The organism is Streptosporangium sp. DT93 (assembly GCF_049844535.1).
GTDB lineage: Bacteria > Actinomycetota > Actinomycetes > Streptosporangiales > Streptosporangiaceae > Streptosporangium.
Genome location: NZ_JBNCLF010000005.1, coordinates 345,892 through 360,076, shown reverse-complemented (window position 1 = coordinate 360,076; position 14,185 = coordinate 345,892). Strand labels below are relative to the sequence as shown.

Here is a 14,185-nt window from a genome sequence, read left to right as displayed (position 1 = left end):
ACCCCCAACACCTCCGCGAACAACCCACACAACACCCCCGCCCCCCCCCCCCCCCCCGCCCCGCCCCCCGGGGCCGGCCCCCCGCGCGGCCCGGCCCCTTCGCTCAGCCCGGCTGGCCGAGTGAGCGCAGGTTGTTCGCGTGCCTCGGCGACACCCTGGCGGGGTACTTCTTGGGCTCGGTCCTCGCCGACCTGCGGGAGGCGTCAGGGCGGGGCTGCGGGGGCAGGGAGTGCGAGGCTCCCGGGAGCCGGACCGACAGGGCGTGGTTGAACACGTTCCTGGGGTCCCACTTGGCCTTGACCTGCTGCAACCTCGGGTAGTTGTCCTTGTAGTACAGCTTGTGCCAGGGCACCCCAGAGGTGTTCAGCGCGGGGTCGGCGAAGTCGTTGTCGGGGTAGTTGATGTACGCGCCGTCGTAGGCGTCACCGGGGACGGGGACGCCGCCGGTGTCGGCGTGCACCTCCCGGTAGGCCTCGCGGATCGCCGTCAGCCACTTCTCCTCCTCGGCCGGGTCCCACCAGCCGATGTCGAAGAAGCCGATGAGCGGCGCGGTCCTGTGCGGGTTGGCCGTGGCCGCCGGGTCCACGGCGTTGATCTTCCCGCCGAGCGACATCAGGTAGACCGACGCGCCGACGTCGCCCTCGCCCTCGGTCAGGAACCTGTAGATGACCTTGAGCTGCGCCGGGGTCCACGGCTTCTTCAGGTAGCCGGCCTTCGACTTGAACATGAGCGCGTACGCGCCGGCGCCGGAGTCGTAGGACAGGGTGACCTTCATCCACGGCGCCACGCTGAAGTAGTCGAAGACCGGCTCGATGCCGACGCCCTCGCCGACGGTCTGCACCAGCGTCCACAGGATGCCGTCCGCGCCGGGGACGTCACCGTCCATGGCCGCGAACAGCTCGATCCTCCCGCTGGAGCGGTGGTACATGGTCAGTGAGCTGTCGATGCTCGCGAAGGCCGGCTCGGCGTGGTTCTGGTGCTGCCAGCGGGCGTAGTTGTCGGCCAGCCGGGACAGCGACTCCTCGGTCATGTTCTCCCAGCTCCAGCTGGCCGAGACCACGTACTGCTGCGCGGGCGGCTTGGGCAGCAGGGTGGCGGGGTTGTTGCCCGTGGCACCCGGGGAGCGCATCAGGTAGCGGGTGACGATGCCGAAGTTCCCGCCGCCGCCTCCGGCGTGCGCCCACCACAGGTCCCGGTTGGGGTCGCGGGCCTCGCGGGTGGCGACGACGATCCGCGCCCGCCCCGAGCGGTCGACCACGACGACCTCCACGCCGTAGAGGTGGTCGATCACGAGGCCGTGCCTGCGCGACTGCGGGCCGTACCCGCCGCCGGCGATGTGGCCCCCGGCCCCGACGCTCGGGCAGCCGCCGGCCGGGATCGTGACGCCCCAGCCGAGGTAGAGCGAGCGGTAGGCCTTGCCGAGCGTGGCGCCGGCCTCGATCGCGAACGCCTTGTGGCGGGCGTCGAAGTAGACGTCGTTCATCTCCGAGATGTCGATGATGATCGACACCGAGGGGTCGTCCACGAAGTTCTCGAAGCAGTGACCGCCGCTGCGCACGACGATCTTCTTGTTCGCGCGCACGGCCTCGTTGACGACCTGCACGATCTGCTGGGCGGAGTGGACGACGCGGACCGACTCCGGCTGCGCCATGAAGCGCGCGTTGTAGCCCCGGGAGACGAGTTCCGCGTAGCGCGGGTCGTCGGGGCCGATGGTCGACGCGTCCGGCGTCGGGGGGCATCCGGGAGAGGCCGCGTTCGCGACGCCCGCCTCCGAGTCACCGGCGGCCAGCCCGACGGCCGCGCCTCCCGCGACGGCCATCACTTCCAGGAATCCACGGCGTGTTGCTTTGGCCACCGTTCTTACCAGACCTTTCGCATTTCACATTCTCATGAGCGTTTCTCCGGGGGGAGGAACGCCTTTGATCCACCGAGGGCGGGGCCCTCGTTCTTTCGTTTCCCGTGAGAATTCACGATCCTCGCGGGGGTCTTCACCCCTCGCCGGCGAGCAGCCTTTCCGCGGCGTCCTGGAGCAGGCCGCTCGCGGCGCGCACCTCGGCCGCGAGCGGCCGGTCGGCCTGCAGCGGAGGGGAGATCCGGGCCAGGTCCGCCCACAGGCCGGTGGCCGTCTCGTTGCGCCCGGCGAGCGCGCCGCGCTGGGCCACGCCGAGCGCGAGGGAGCCGACGACCAGCCACGCCAGCTCCACGGCCTCGGCTACGGAGTTGGCCCCGTTGAGCGCCATCGGCACGTGATCCTGGTTGCCGCCGTTCGTCGGCAGCGCGGTGAGGGAGGCCGGGTAGGCGAGCTGCCTGATCTTGGAGACGAACGAGGTGGCGCTGAGCTGCACCCCGGCCAGGCCGCTCCCCGCCCCGGGGCGGGGGGTGAGCATCGGCGGCGCCCCGCCGTTGTAGGTCGGGTCGCACAGCATCGCGAGCTGCCGCTCGGCGAGGAAGGCCACCTGCTGCAGGCACAGGCCGATCTGGTCGGAGCACAGGCCGACCGGCATGGCGTGGAAGTTGCCGCCGTGCAGCAGCTCGCCCTCGTAGAAGACGGGGTTGTCCGTGCAGCCCATGGCCTCGCGGACGAGGATCTCCTCGGCCCCGTAGAGCTGGTCGAGCACCGCGCCGAGGACCTGGGGGGCGCACCGGAGGCTGTAGGGCTCCTGCAGGGGCCGCTGGGGGTTGCGTTCCATGCCCTCGGGCAGGTCCTCGCGGATCCACCGGGCCACGGTGAGCTGTCCCGTCTGGCCCCTGACCCGGCCGATCCCGGCGTGGTAGGCCTCCGGGTTGGAGCCCAGGATGTCGGCGATCCTCGCCGTCAGGATGCCGACGGCCCGCACCAGCCTCAGCACCGCCTGGTGGTTCAGGATGCACACCGCCAGGCTGACGCTGGTCCCGTTGACGAAGGCCAGCGCCTCGCGGGCCGACCACTCGACGGGTTTGACGTCCATGTCCTCCAGGGCCCGCGCGGCGGGCACCACCGACCAGCCGTCGTCACCGCGCACCCATGCCTCCCCGCTGCCCGCGTGAGCCAGTGCCGCGTGGGCCAGCGGCTGAAGGTCGCCGCTGGCGCTCACCGTGCCGTCGCGCGGGATCGACGGCGTGAAGCCCGCGTTCCACAGGTCGGCCAGCGTCTGCCAGAAGTCCGGCGACACGGCCGAGTAGCCCTGGCGCATGCTGTTGAGGCGGAGCCAGACGATCAGCCGGCACACCTCGGGGTCCAGCGGCCTGCCCTGGGCCGAGCCCAGGTGGGCGATCAGGCCGGCGCCCTGCTCCATCGGGGAGTCGGACGCGGAGAAGGCCACCAGGGGGCCGAAGCCGTGGGTGACCCCGTACACCGACTCGTCGCCGGAGAGTCTGTCGGCCAGCAGGTCCACGCTGGCCCGCATGCGGCGGACGTCCTCGTGCTCGCAGGGCGCCACCCGGGCGTCCCAGCGCGTGCTCCTGACGATCGAGGCCAGGCCCTCGGTGGAACGTCCGTCGATCAAGGCTGTCACGTGTCTGCTCCCGCGTCGGAAAGAGAAGGTCGCTGTAGTCGCCGGAGTTTGCCGGTGTCGGAACGGTCGATCCGATCGACCAGGCGCACCTGCCGCGGCCGGGCGTCGAACCGCCCCACCGCCGCGCGCACCTCCGTGACGGAGAGGGCTCCCTCGCCCTCCGGCACCACGAGCAGGTCGAAGTTCTCGCCGCTGAGGGCGTCGGTGACGGGCAGGAAGGCCAGGTCCGCGCAGGGGAGCACCGACCTGACCGACTCCTCCAGCCGGTCGAGGTCGACCCTGCGGCCGTTGATCTTCACGAGCCGGTCGCGCCGCCCGTCGAAACGGAACCTGCGCTCGTCGAGCCGCCGTACGTGGTCACCGGTCCGCCAGACGTCGGCGGGCGCCTCGTCCGGCCGGAACGCCAGCCGGGGGCTGCGCACCACCAGCGGCGTCTCGTCGGGCTCGCCGCCCGGCGGCCCGCCGGACGTGTCACCGGGCCCCGCGGGCGCGCCGGGGGGATCGGCGCGGGGCTCGTCGAGGGGGGCGAACTCCACGTCCTCGAACAGCTCCCACGGCGGCCCGTCCGGGCTCCAGACGCGCGAGGCGATGCCACCGGCCTCGGTCGAGCCGAAGACCTCCACGAGGCGGATCCGCCCCTCCCGCGTCTCCTGGACGAGGGACTCCGCGGCCAGCGGGAGCGTGGCGGTGCTGTGCAGCACGCTCAGGTGCCCGGTCCGCTCCACCCAGGAGGCGTGCCTGCGCAGGATGGAGAAGGTCCAGGGGACCGCCACGACCGCCCAGCGCAGGGCGCGCGGGTCGGGGAGGGCGCCGAAGTAGCGCGGGCGGTACCAGGCGGGCAGGCGCAGGCGGGCGGGCACGAGCACGCTCGCGAGCGCGCCGTACACGTGCCGGGGCGGCGCGAAGGACAGCAGCGCCTCGGGACGGTCGCGTTCGATCAGCGCGGCCAGCAGGCCCGCCTCGGCCCACATCTGCTCGCGCGTCCGCCGCCAGGACCGGCTCGGGCCGGTGCTGCCGGAGGTCTCCAGGTCCACGGTCTCGGCCAGGGCGTCCAGGACGAACCGGTCGACGTCGACGCCGGGGTCGAGCAGGTCCCAGCGGACCAGCCAGGGGTCGTCGTTGATCCGCGGTGCCGCGAAGCCGGAGGCGAGCAGCTCCTGGGGCGAGACCTCGGTGTAGGCGACGGCGCCCGGGGGGGCGACGTCGCGGTGTTCCGGAGCGCTCTGGGTGGTCAATTCCGCCCCGCGGAGTGCTCGACGAGATCGAGGAAGTCCTGGACCGTTCTTATGCGCGCCAGGTCCTCTTCCGGAATGTCCACGCCGGTGTGCTCCTGCATGGAGAAGGCGACCTCGACGACCGCCAGGGAATCGAGGGCGAGATCGTCGGTGAATGATTTGTCCGGCAGCACCCTCTCCGCGGGCACGCCCGCCACCCTCTCCACGATCTCGGCCAGACTGGAAAGCATTTCTTGTTGCTCTGCGGACATTTCCTTCATCCCTTCACGGTCGCGTTGGACGGCTTTCCCGACTTCTCGTGCGGGTCAGGGTGACACGTCCGGCCGGCGGCGCAGCACGAGGACCGCGTTGTGGCCGCCGAATCCGAAGGAATTGCTGACGGCCACGTCCGCCGCGTGCTTCTGGGCCCGGTGCGCCACGAAGTTCATCTCCTCGTCCTCGGGGTCGTCGCAGTTGACGGTGGGCGGGGCGATCCCGGTGCGGACGGCCTCCATGGCGACCATCGCCTCGACGGCTCCGGCCGCCCCGAGCATGTGGCCCGTCATGCTCTTGGTCGAACTCACCGGCACGGACGTGGCCCGCTCGCCGAACACCCGGCGGATCACCTTGATCTCGGCGGTGTCGTTCATGCGGGTCCCGGTGCCGTGCGCGTTGACGTATCCGACCTCGTCCGGCGTGACCCCGGCGTCCCTCAGGGCCAGGCGCACGGCGCGCTCCACGGCCGTGCCCTCGGGGTGCGGGCTGGTCAGGTTGTAGGCGTCGGTGGTGGCGCCGTACCCGGCCACCTCCCCGTACACGCGGGCCCCGCGCGCCAGGGCGTGCTCCTCGCTCTCCAGCACCAGCACGCCGGCGCCCGCGCTCATCACGAACCCGTCGCGGCCGGTGTCGAAGGGCCTGCTGGCGGCCCGCGGGTCGTCGTTGCGGCGGGAGAGCGCCCTGGCCCTGGCCGCGGCGGCCAGGTCGAAGGGGGTGAGGGCGTCGTCGGCCCCGCCGGCCAGGACGACGTCGGCGTCGCCCCGCCTGATCAGCCTCATGGCCTCGCCGACGCAGGTCGCCCCGGTCGCGCAGGCGGTCGTCATGCACGTGGAGGGGCCCTGGGCGCCGACGTGCAGGGCGACCTCCGAGGCGACGGTGACGACGCCGGTGGAGGTGAAGGTGTACGGGCTCAGCGCCATGTGGCCGCGCGTGGCGAAGGCGGCGCCCGCCTCGACGAGCACGCTGCTCGCGCCGCAGGCGCTGCCCACCGTCACCCCCGTGCGGGGGGCGAGCCCGGCGTCGACGCCGAGGCCGGCGTCCTTGAGCGCGAGCGAGGCGGCCACCAGGGCCAGGTGCGCGGGCCGCGTGGTGCGCCGCACCAGGGGGGCCGGCAGCCACGTCTCGGGATCGAAATCCGGGATCTGGCCGCCGATTCTCACCGGAAGGCCGGAGACGTCAATTCCTGAAAGCTCGCGAATGGCGCTCGCGCCCTGGACCATGTTCTCCCACGCGGTTTCCCAGCCCACCCCGAAGGGGGAAAGGACTCCATAACCGGTGATGACCACCCTCCTGGGCGGACCACCTCTCGGAGAATCAATGCCGTCGATGACCACCAGCGCCTCACCGGGAAGTTCGGGAATCCCATGCCGGGCTCGACGGTAACCGAGGTCCAGGGGGTTCGTCACCGCCTCGGATACGCTTTTCCTACGAGCCGGGAACAAATCTTCTATTACATGGCGGCGGCGTTTCACAAGGGCCGCGCCGGTTTTCCCGGTCCGCGGGACGCCGTGCCGGGCGGTCCTGCCGCACCCGGGGCGGGGCGGGGGCCGGATCCCCCGCCGCCGGGCATCCCGGGCACGGAGGTGTCCCGCCAGCGAGACACCCCTCCACCCCCGTGACAGGCGGGATGGGAGATGTTCCCGTGACCCAGGTAACGATCGCGTCACCCCAGGAACCCGGCTTGCTCCTGCTTCGTTCGCCTAGATATGGCTATACGCGTAGGTCCGAGCATTTGTACCTGAGCGGGCGCTCAGGTGTTTTTCCACCAGATCTCCGCTCGGGCTGAGATTGGGAGAGCGTCGTTGAACGACCTGGTACAGGTACGTCTCCTCGGGCCGGTGCGCGCGATGCGAGGCGATGATGAGCTCGATCTTGGCTCGCCGACTCAGCGTAGTTTGTTCGTCGCGCTGGCGACACGTCCGGGGACGTCGGTGAGCCGGCAGGAACTGATCAATGCGGTTTGGGGCACAAACCCCCCAACAACCGTAGAAAGCAGCATTTATACATATATAGCCCGCCTGAGGCGGACTTTTGAGCCCAAGCGACAGCGAAGGGCTCCGTCCGCGCTGCTCGTGGGCGACGGCACGGGCTACCTGCTGGAGATCGACCCGCAGCGGATCGACTCCCAGATCTTCGAGGAGCACCTGGAGGGCGTCCGGCACCTGCAGCGCTCGGGCACCTGGTCCGAGGTCGTCGGCAGGCTGGACACCGCGCTGGCCCTGTGGCGCGGCCCCGCGCTGAACGGCGCGGTCGGCCCGCTGGCGGACGCCGAGCGGATCCGCCTGGAGGAGCTGCGCTTCACCGCCATAGAGGACCGCGCCCAGCTCATGCTGGAGGCCGACCGCGCGGGCGAGATCATCGGCGACCTGTCCGGCCTGGTCCGCACCCACCCCCTGCGGGAACGGCTGCACTACCTGCTCATGGTGGCCCACTACCGCTGCGGCCGGCGGGCCGACGCGCTCAAGCAGTTCCACAGCGTGCGGCGCCTGCTCATCAGGGAGCTGGGCATCGAGCCGGGCGAGGACCTGCTGCGCTGCCACGACCAGATCCTGAACGGCACCCTCCGCGCCCCCGTCCCCGCCGCCGACTCCTCCCCGGTGACGCTGACCTCCCGCGTCTCCGGTTCCTTCGCGCCGTTCGTGGTGCCCGCCCAGCTCCCCCGCGACGTCCCGGGGTTCACCGGGCGCAGCGAGGAGCTGCGGCGGCTGAAGGAGCTCGCCTCGGCCGCCGACGTCCGCGGCGAGGCCGGGGTCATCCTGATCAGCGGCGCCCCCGGCGTGGGCAAGTCGGCCCTGGCCCTGCGCTTCGCCCGCGGGCTCACCGACGACTACCAGAGCGGCCAGCTCCACCTGGACCTGCGGGGCTTCTCCAACGAGGCCCGGCCGATGGAGCCCGCCGAGGCGCTCGGCCACCTGCTCACCGGGCTCGGGAACGCCCCCGAGACGGGCGAGGACGTCCAGGCCCTCTCCTCCCGCTACCGGAGCCTGGTCGCGGGCCGGCGGCTCCTGATCGTGCTGGACAACGCCCGCTCGGCCGAGCAGGTACGCCCCCTGCTGCCCGGCGACCCCTCCTGCCTGGTGCTGGTGACGAGCAGGAACAGGCTGTCGGGGCTGACCACCCGCGACGGGGCCCTGCGCATGACGCTGGACCTCATGCCGAAGGACGACGCGGCCACGCTGGTGAGGAACGTCATCAGGCGGGCCAGCGGGGAGGCCGAGCATCCCCTGGCCGACCGGCTCTGCCAGGTCGGCGACTACCTTCCGATCGCGCTGCGGATCGCGGCGGAGCGGATGACGAGCCGCTTCCACGGCCAGCTCACCGTCGACAGCAGGGCGCTCCCCGAGCGGGACGAGCTGCTGGAGAGCGCCGACACCGAGTGCGACGAGCAGTCGTCGATGCGGTCGGTGTTCTCCTCCTCCTACAGCACGCTGCCCGACGACGCCGCGGAGATGTTCCGCCTGATGGGCCTGCACGGCGGCTCGACGTTCGACCTGGTGACGGCCGCGATCATGGCGGACGTCGGCCACGAGCGCGCGCGGCGGATCGTCGACTCCCTGCTGAGCGGGCACCTGCTGCGGATCACGCCGTGCAACCGGCTCAGGTTCCACGACGACATGCTGCGCGCGTACGCCAAGGACCGCGCCATGACCGAGATGTCCTACCGGACGCGCCGGGCCGTCGTCTCCCGGCTCGTCACCCACTACCTGCGCACGGCGGACGCCGCGATCCGCCTGCTGTACCCCTCGCGCTACCCCCTGCCGCCGCCGCCCCTGCCGCCCGACGGCGCGACGGCGCTGCGCCTGCGCGGCGCCGAGCAGGCGAGGACCTGGTTCGAGACCGAGCTGTCCAACCTCGGCGCCGCCGTGCGCCAGGCGGGCGCCTACGGTGTGTGCAATGTCAGGGAACGGCTCCCGGATCTCATCCAGACCTTCCTACGCGCGCGCTCGGAGGGTCATCCGGCCGTCCCGGCGAACAGCCCCCGCCCCGAGGGACCGCCCTCGATGTAGTCCACCTTCAGCCCGGCCGCCGCGAACGCGTCCTCGTACCGCTCCCGGGTGAACAGGGTGTTCACGTGGGTGACGGTGAAGTGGCGTACCGGCGTGGCGGCGTCGGCGACCACGTAGTGCACCTCCATGACGCTCGCGTCGCCCTCGCGGACCGTGCGCGAGACCCTGGAGAGGGTGCGGCCGTCCACCGTGACCACGTCCCCGGCCACGTAGCCCGGCAGGAACGACCCGGGGAACCACCACGGCTCGACGACCAGGACGCCCCCCCGGTTCAGGTGGGCGGCCATCGTCGCGACGGCCGCCGCCAGCTCCCGGTCGTCGCGCATGTAGGCGATGGAGCTGAACATGCAGGTGACCGCGTCGAAGGTGCGGCCGAGCGCGAAGTCGCGCATGTCGCCCTCGTGCGCGGGGACGTCCGGCATCCGCGTCCTGGCCACGGCCAGCATGTCCGCCGACAGCTCCAGTCCCTCGACGTGGTCGAAGAGCCCGGCGAAGAACCTCAGGTGCGACCCGGTCCCGCAGGCCACGTCCAGCAGCGACGACGCCCCGGGGAGGCGCTCGCGGACCAGCTCCGCGACGGTCGCCGCCTCGGCCTCGTAGTCCTTGCCACGCCCCGCGTAGATCGCGTCGTAGACGTCCGCCAGCTCGGCCTCGTACATGGTGCTTCCCTTCAGCGACCGGCGGCCGGGACGGCGGCGCGGTAGGTCTCGACGAGACCGGGGATGGCGGCCGCCACCTCGGCCGGTGCGGGCATGGCGCTCATCTCGTCACGGATCCTGCGCGCCTCCCGCGCGAAGGACGGCTCCGCCAGCAGCCGCAGGAGCGCCTCCCTGACCCGGGCGCCGGTGGCCTCGCCGCTGTGCATCGTCAGGCCCGCGCCCTGCTCGGCGAGGTAGCGCGCCCGCAGCGGCTCGTCGAACAGGTTGGGCAGGACCAGCTGGGGCGCTCCGCTCGCCAGCACCGTGAAGAACGTCCCGCTCCCGCCGTGGTCGATCACCGCCGTACAGGTCGGCAGCAGCGCGTGCAGGGGCACGAAGCTGACCAGCCTGACGTTGTCCGGCACGCGCTCCAGCTGCGCCTGGTGCTGCTCGGGCAGCGTGGCGACGATCTCCACGTCCAGGTCGGCGAGGCCGTCGAGGATCTCCTGCACCGGCACCAGGTAGCCGTCCAGGTTCTCCACCGACGTGGTCCCCAGCGTCAGGCAGACGCGGGGCCGCTCGGGCGGGACGCGCAGCCACGGCGGGATCACCGCGCGGTCGTTGTAGGGGACGAACCGCAGCGGGACGTGGTGGGGCTCGGGGCCCGCCCCCGGGTCGGGCGGCATCCGCAGGGAGGGCGGCGTGTAGTCGATCGTGAAGTTGCCGGTCGTCATCTCCTCGGAGAACTCCACGCCGACCCTGCGCGCGTGCGCGGTGATCCACGACTGCAGCAGGTCCGCGCGATCGTCCGGCGGCTGCTGCTCCTTGACCCGCAGGTAGTGGCCGCGCATCCGGCCGAACAGGTCCAGGGTCCACATGAACCGCGCGTGGACCGCCCCGCACGCCTTGGCCGCGATCGGCCCGGCGTAGGTCACCGGCTCCCAGATGACCAGGTCCGGTTCCCACCTCCGGCAGAACTCGGTCAGCCCGTCGATCATGGGCTCGTTGACCAGCCGGCACCACCAGGGGACGAACTGGGCGTACCCCTGCTTGAGCTGCTCCCAGGTGAGCCGCTCGGGGTTGTTGTCCGCCTGGTCGAAGAGGGGCACCGCCCGCTTGTGCTCGTCGCGGGGGTCGAAGAAACCGAACGCCCTGTTGGCCCGCCAGAGGCTGTGGTCCCTGCCCACCGGCACCGCGGTCAGCCCCGACCGGGTGATCACGTCGGTCAGGTCGGGCTGGCTGGCGACCCGGACCTCGTGCCCCTCGGCCTGCAGTGCCCACGCCAGCGGAACCATGACCAGGAAATGTGACTTCTCCGCGTAGGTGGCGAACAGAATACGCATGGTCGTCCTTGTCGTCCTTCCGGGTCGTCCTTCCGGCCTCCGGGGATGAGGCGCGCGGGCGCCTCCGAGCGTGGGACGGGTGGAGCGGCCGTCCCCGCGCCCCCGCCGAGGCCGGTCACGACCGGGACACGTCACAAGCCCTATCACATTCACTCCGCCGAAAGGCAATACCCTTTCGGCGGGCGGCGGGGGTTGATTTCCCGGCGAGCCTGAACAGTAGTCTCAGGCACCGCCGAAGACGAAAACGCAGGAGCTCCGATGAAAGGCATAGTCCTTGCCGGAGGAAACGGGACGCGTTTACACCCGCTGACCCTCGCGACCTCCAAGCAGTTGCTTCCCATCTACGACAAGCCGATGATTTACTATCCGATCTCGGTGCTGATGCTGGCCCAGATACGTGACATCCTCATTATTTCCACGCCGGACACCCTGCCGTCGCTGAGGGCGCTTCTCGGCGACGGCTCACAGCTGGGCGTGAACTTCAGCTACGTGCCGCAGCCGGAGCCGCGCGGGATCGCCGAGGCGTTCCTGCTGGGTGACGCGCACATCGACGGGGACCCCTGCGCGCTGGTGCTGGGCGACAACCTCTTCCACGGCGCGGGCTTCCCCGACCTGCTGCGCAGGGCCCGGGAGGAACTCGACGGCTGCGTCATGTTCGGCTACCCGGTGAGCGACCCCGAGCGGTACGGCATCGGGGAGCTCGACGCCGACGGCCGGCTGATCTCCATCGAGGAGAAGCCGAGTCTCCCGCGCTCCGACCAGGCCATCACGGGCCTGTACTTCTACGACAAGCAGGTCGTGGACATCGCCAGGGAGCAGCGGCCCTCGGGCCGCGGCGAACTGGAGATCACCGACGTCAACCGGGTCTACCTGGAACAGGGCAAGGCGACCCTGGTGCCGCTGGGACGGGGCTTCACCTGGCTGGACGCCGGGACGCACCAGTCCCTGCTGGAGGCGAGCCAGTACGTGCAGATCCTCGAACGCCGCCAGGGCGTGCGGGTCGCCTGCCTGGAGGAGATCGCCCTGCGGATGGGGTTCATCGACGCCGAGGCCTGCTACCGGCGCGGCACCGAGATGAGCCAGTCGGTGTACGGCAGATACGTCATGGACATCGCCCGATCACTCGCGTGACTGACAGCAAAGGTGCAGCCAAATGCGGATCCTGGTGACCGGCGGTGCCGGGTTCATCGGCTCGAACTTCGTGCGGCGCACGCTCTCGGGCGCCTACGAGGGCTTCGAGGACGCCCGGGTCGTCGTCGTGGACAAACTGACGTACGCCGGGACCATGGAGAGCCTGGCCTCCGTCGCCGGCGATCCGCGGCTGGAGTTCGTCCAGGGCGACATCTGTGACGCCTCGCTGATGTCGCGGCTGACCAAGGAGGCCTCCCTGGTCGTGCACTTCGCGGCCGAGACCCACGTGGACCGGTCGATCGACAGCGGCGCCGACTTCGTCACGACCAACGTGGTGGGCACCCAGACCCTGCTGGAGGCCTCGCTGGCCGGCGGCGTCGGGAAGTTCGTCCTGGTCTCCACCGACGAGGTGTACGGGTCCATCGAGACGGGGTCGTGGGTGGAGAGCCACCCGCTGGAGCCCAACTCCCCGTACTCGGCCTCCAAGGCCGCGGCCGACCTGCTGGCGCGGGCGTTCTCGCGCACCTACCGCTTCCCCGTGTCGATCACCCGGTGCCCCAACAACTACGGGCCCTACCAGTTCCCCGAGAAGGTCATCCCCCTGTTCGTCACCAACCTGCTCGACGGGGAGCGGGTGCCGCTGTACGGCGACGGCCTGCACGTGCGCGAGTGGGCGCACGTCGACGACCACTGCCGGGGCATCGCCCTGGTCGCGTGGCGGGGCAGGCCCGGCGAGGTCTACAACGTCGGGGGCAACGCCGAGCTGACGAACCGGGAGCTGACCGGGGCGCTGCTCGACATCGCCGGGGCGGACTGGTCCATGGTCCTGCCGGTGGAGGACCGGCCGGGGCACGACCGGCGCTACTCCGTCGACAGCTCCAAGATCACGGCCGAGCTGGGCTACCGGCCCCAGGTCCCCTTCACCGACGGCCTGGCGGCCACGGCCCGCTGGTACGCCGAGAACCGCGACTGGTGGGAGCCGCTGAAGAAGGGGCAGGCCACCGCGCCCGCAGCGCCTCCGGCGAGCCCGGCGCCCGGCGCCGGGACACCGGCCGGCGTGTGACCCGCCGCAATTCCCGCCGCCCGGCGGAGAAAGCACCGGAGAACGCATATCTGTCTCGCTGGCGGGACAAACGCCTTCCGGCCGCCGGCCGCGGGTTCTTTCCTATTCCGGACGCCGCTATATGGTGACGGGCGGAACCGATACGTTAACCTCCAGAGCTGGAAAGCGGTGCTGGGAATGGAGATCATCGGAAATGGCTTTCTCGCGAGGCACCTGCGCGCGATCGAGGGCGCGCATCCCGGGGTGACGATTCTCGCCGCCGGTGTGTCGCTGTGGAAGAATTCCGACTCCGACTACGAACGGGAAACCGCTCTGGTCGCCGAGACGATCGAGACGTGTCTCCGGCGGGGGCGGACCCTCGTGTTCCTCTCGACCGCGTCGATGAGCATGTACGGCGGCGCGGGCTGCCGGGGCCTGGAGGACGAGCCCCTGGAGCCCGTCACCCCCTACGGCTGGCACAAGCTCGCGCTGGAGCGGCGCGTCCAGGACTCCGGGGTGAGCCACCTGATCCTGAGGCTCGGTTACGTCGTCGGCCCGCACGTGCCCGCGAACCGGCTGATCCCCTCGCTCATCGAGCAGATCCGGTCCGACAACCTCACGATGTACCGCAGCGCGCGCAGGGACATCATCGACATCGCCGACTGGATCAGGGTCATCGACCTGCTGCTGGCCACCGGCACCACCCAGCAGGTGATCAACGTGGCCACCGGGGAGTCCGTGCCGATCGCGCTGATCGTCGACCACCTGGAGATGCGGCTCGGCGTCACGGCCCGCAGGCAGGTCATCGACGAGGGCACCTCCCACCACATCTCCGTGGAGAAGCTCCGGCGGCTGGTGCCGGCGGTCGGCCGGATGGGCTTCGGCCCCGGCTACCACCGCGTCGTGATCGACCGCTACCTGGAGGCGACCTCCCAGCTGGTGAACGGGACACCGATGCCGCCCGAGCCGGCCGGCCACCACTGACAGCACCGACAGCACTGACACGACGGGCCACGACGGCCAGGCCGGGTCGCGGGCGA

11 protein-coding genes are annotated in these 14,185 nt (G+C 71.2%); 4 read left to right on the top strand and 7 right to left on the bottom strand.

Features of this window, described 5'->3' with window-relative positions; translation table 11 throughout:
* Positions 1–103: 103 nt before the first annotated feature.
* The 5 genes from ACLQ2R_RS14280 to ACLQ2R_RS14260 all read right to left on the bottom strand — a co-directional run bounded on the left by ACLQ2R_RS14280 (position 104) and on the right by ACLQ2R_RS14260 (position 6,270).
* Positions 104–1,855, bottom strand: coding sequence for an FAD-binding oxidoreductase (locus ACLQ2R_RS14280; protein ID WP_425959959.1), 1,752 nt, complete (start codon positions 1,853–1,855; stop codon positions 104–106).
* A 133-nt stretch (positions 1,856–1,988) separates the two neighbouring features.
* Complete coding sequence (locus tag ACLQ2R_RS14275) at positions 1,989–3,494, bottom strand: aromatic amino acid lyase (RefSeq protein WP_425959958.1); 1,506 nt, start codon at positions 3,492–3,494, stop codon at positions 1,989–1,991.
* A complete protein-coding gene (locus ACLQ2R_RS14270; protein ID WP_425959957.1) occupies positions 3,491–4,729 on the bottom strand; it encodes an AMP-binding protein in 1,239 nt (412 codons plus the stop codon). Before ACLQ2R_RS14270 ends, ACLQ2R_RS14275 begins: the two co-directional genes overlap by 4 nt.
* On the bottom strand, positions 4,726–4,989 hold the full coding sequence (locus tag ACLQ2R_RS14265; protein WP_386248343.1) for an acyl carrier protein: 264 nt from the start codon (positions 4,987–4,989) through the stop codon (positions 4,726–4,728). Before ACLQ2R_RS14265 ends, ACLQ2R_RS14270 begins: the two co-directional genes overlap by 4 nt.
* Positions 4,990–5,034: 45 nt before the next feature.
* The gene (locus ACLQ2R_RS14260; protein WP_425959956.1) at positions 5,035–6,270 is read right to left on the bottom strand and encodes a beta-ketoacyl-[acyl-carrier-protein] synthase family protein; all 1,236 of its coding nucleotides are present in this window, start codon (positions 6,268–6,270) and stop codon (positions 5,035–5,037) included.
* Between the two features lie 561 nt (positions 6,271–6,831).
* On the opposite strand from ACLQ2R_RS14260, the gene ACLQ2R_RS14255 reads away from it, so the two are divergent.
* Complete coding sequence (locus ACLQ2R_RS14255; RefSeq protein ID WP_425960048.1) at positions 6,832–8,991, top strand: BTAD domain-containing putative transcriptional regulator; 2,160 nt, start codon at positions 6,832–6,834, stop codon at positions 8,989–8,991.
* On the opposite strand, the gene ACLQ2R_RS14250 is transcribed toward ACLQ2R_RS14255, so the two are convergent.
* Positions 8,937–9,650: a class I SAM-dependent DNA methyltransferase gene (locus tag ACLQ2R_RS14250; RefSeq protein WP_425959955.1), complete on the bottom strand. Its 714-nt coding sequence runs from the start codon at positions 9,648–9,650 to the stop codon at positions 8,937–8,939. The genes ACLQ2R_RS14255 and ACLQ2R_RS14250 overlap by 55 nt on opposite strands.
* An 11-nt stretch (positions 9,651–9,661) precedes the next feature.
* The gene (locus ACLQ2R_RS14245; RefSeq protein WP_425959954.1) at positions 9,662–10,972 is read right to left on the bottom strand and encodes an activator-dependent family glycosyltransferase; all 1,311 of its coding nucleotides are present in this window, start codon (positions 10,970–10,972) and stop codon (positions 9,662–9,664) included.
* A 258-nt stretch (positions 10,973–11,230) separates the two neighbouring features.
* Here ACLQ2R_RS14245 and rfbA point away from each other — a divergent pair, with 258 nt between their 5' ends.
* From rfbA to ACLQ2R_RS14230, 3 genes are all read left to right on the top strand, one after another.
* Positions 11,231–12,103 carry a glucose-1-phosphate thymidylyltransferase RfbA gene (rfbA, locus tag ACLQ2R_RS14240; protein ID WP_425959953.1) on the top strand — a complete coding sequence of 291 codons (873 nt, stop codon included), beginning with the start codon at positions 11,231–11,233 and terminating at the stop codon, positions 12,101–12,103.
* Between the two features lie 22 nt (positions 12,104–12,125).
* Positions 12,126–13,166 carry a dTDP-glucose 4,6-dehydratase gene (gene rfbB, locus ACLQ2R_RS14235; RefSeq protein WP_425959952.1) on the top strand — a complete coding sequence of 347 codons (1,041 nt, stop codon included), beginning with the start codon at positions 12,126–12,128 and terminating at the stop codon, positions 13,164–13,166.
* A gap of 177 nt (positions 13,167–13,343) precedes the next feature.
* Complete coding sequence (locus tag ACLQ2R_RS14230; protein ID WP_425959951.1) at positions 13,344–14,129, top strand: NAD-dependent epimerase/dehydratase family protein; 786 nt, start codon at positions 13,344–13,346, stop codon at positions 14,127–14,129.
* Positions 14,130–14,185: the final 56 nt, after the last annotated feature.